Origin of the sequence: Streptomyces sp. NPDC059895 (assembly GCF_042731035.1) — a bacterium.
GTDB lineage: Bacteria > Actinomycetota > Actinomycetes > Streptomycetales > Streptomycetaceae > Streptomyces.
In genome coordinates this window covers 40,545-42,630 of sequence record NZ_JBHWKO010000056.1, presented here as the reverse complement: position 1 = coordinate 42,630, position 2,086 = coordinate 40,545, and the positions used below count along the sequence as shown (strand labels likewise).

The window sequence follows — 2,086 nt, the reverse complement described above, 5'->3', positions numbered from 1 at the left end:
TCGTCTCCCTGGAGCACTTCGGTGCCTCGGCCGACGGCAAGGTCCTCTTCCGCGAGTACGGCTTCACCGCCGAGAACGTGGCCGCCCAGGCCCGGACGTCGCTTGTGCCGCGCTCTCGGTGACCGAGGCCTCACCAGAACTGCCGGAGGTTGAAGCTCCTCGAGGAGACGTGGCTCGCGGGCTCGGTCGAACTCCTGGCGTACAGCAGCGGCATCGCCGTCCCGGTCGAGCCGTACGCGGCGCTCCACGCGAGCCACTGGTACGCGTCCCATCCCCGCTCCACGCCGATTCCCACGCCACCTTTCCGCAAGGTGGTCAGGGCCAGGCGATGCTGGAAGGCGACATCGTAACGAGCCCGGACCTCGAGCGATTGCCGCTGATGCCGGTCGAACCAGTGGAGCGCCGACACACCGCGCTCACTGGGATCCTCGGAGTTCTTGTGAAGCCTGAGCAGACGGTCGAGGTCGAGTGGCTCGTTCCGCATGAACCGCGCCATCTTTCCCTTCGCCTCCTCGACGGCCGAGTCCAGCGTCCCCCCGGTGCTCCATCGCGGGTCGGTGGGCGCACCGGACCAGTCCGGGCCGAACACCTCCGCCATGTCACGCTCGACCACGTCACTGAAGGGATCGAGCGGCGAGAACCTGAACTCCGTGGGGGTTGACGCTGCTCATCTCGGCGTACACCGGGATGGGCTGCGGCCGCCCGGCAGGCACGCCGCACGTCGGCCGCGCTGCCGCACCGGTAGACCGGGTCGAGGGGCGCACCGGTGCGGGCGTCGAGGGCTCGGACCTCGGTGCCGGCACCGGTGACCCGTTCACCGGCGATGAACATCGCCCCCGTCAGGTCGGTCGCAGGCGGGTGAGCCGTGCGGTGGGGGGTGGCGGCGCTCATGTGCGGAGCCTTCTTCCTGGGGCGGCCGAAGTGCGTGTCGCGTCAGGCGGTGGTGGCGTGTCCTCTCAGGCGGTGGTGGCTTTTCATGTCAGGCCGTGGTGGCGGGCAGCTTGGCGATCAGCGCCGAGAGCTCGTCGAGTTCCTGCGGGGTCAGGTCGGTGAGCGGGGGCCGGACCGGGCCCGCGCTGTGGCCGGTGGCGGTCATGCCGGCCTTGACGATGCTGACCGCGTAGCCGGCCTGGCGGTTGCGGATCTCGGTGTAGGGGAGCACGAAGTCCGACAGCATCCGGGTGACGTCCGCCTGCCGGCGCTCGCGTACGGCGGTGTAGAAGGTGAGGGCGAACTCGGGCAGGAAGTTGAAGATGGCCGAGGAGTAGGTCGTCACACCGAGCTGGAGGTAGGGCAGGGCGAACGTCTCGGCCGTGGGCAGCCCGCCGACGTAGGTCAGGCGCTCGCCGAGGCGGGCGTGGATACGGGTCATGGTGTCGATGTCGCCGACGCCGTCCTTGTATCCGATCAGGTTGGGGCAGCTGTCGGCGAGGCGGGCGACGGTGTCGGCGGAGTAGATGGCGTTGGCGCGGCTGTAGATGACGACGCCGAGGGACGTGGAGCGGCAGACCGCTTCGACGTGTCGGGCCAGGCCCTCCTGGCCGGCTTCGGTGAGGTAGGGCGGGAAGAGCAGGATGCCGTCGGCGCCGGCGCGTTCGGCGGCGGCGGCGAACTCGATCGCGGTGGCGGTGCCGTAGCCGACCGGGGCCAGGATCGGGGTGCCCTCGGGAGCGCTGCCGGCGGCGGCCGCGACGACGCGTTCGACCTCGGTGGGGGTGAGGGAGAAGAACTCGCCCGTCCCGCCGGCGGCGAAGAGGCCGCCGACGTCGTACTTGGCCAGGCGGACGATGTTCTCGCGGTAGGCCTCCTCGTCGAAGGAGAGGTCGTCGCGGAAGTGGGTCACGGGGAAGGACAGCAGGCCGGAGCCGATACGGCGGCCGAGTTCGGCCGGGGTGAAGGACGTCATGGGAGTGCTCCTGAAGGTCGGGGCGGTGCGGGTGGTGAGGGTGTGGCGGTGTGGCGGTGCTGTGGCCGTCGGCCGGAGGGGGGCGGGAGTGTGGTGTCGGCGCCGGCCCCCCCGCGGTGCCGTGTAGAACCAGCCCCCCCCCCAAACCGGGGTGGGCCCCCCCGCCGCAGGTTGGGGGCC

At 71.0% G+C, this 2,086-nt stretch carries 2 protein-coding genes; both read right to left on the bottom strand.

The window, feature by feature from the left end; genetic code table 11:
* Positions 1-130: 130 nt before the first annotated feature.
* Positions 131-613, bottom strand: a complete 483-nt coding sequence (locus ACFV9M_RS37020) for a hypothetical protein (protein WP_385074331.1) — start codon at positions 611-613, stop codon at positions 131-133.
* Between the two features lie 366 nt (positions 614-979).
* A complete protein-coding gene (gene kdgD / locus ACFV9M_RS37015) occupies positions 980-1,906 on the bottom strand; it encodes a 5-dehydro-4-deoxyglucarate dehydratase (protein WP_385074334.1) in 927 nt (308 codons plus the stop codon).
* Positions 1,907-2,086: the final 180 nt, after the last annotated feature.

Coding starts and splice junctions, on each gene's coding strand:
- kdgD (WP_385074334.1), bottom strand. CDS start 1,906: ATGACGTCCTTCACCCCGGCCGAACTCGGCCGCCGTATCGGCTCCGGC.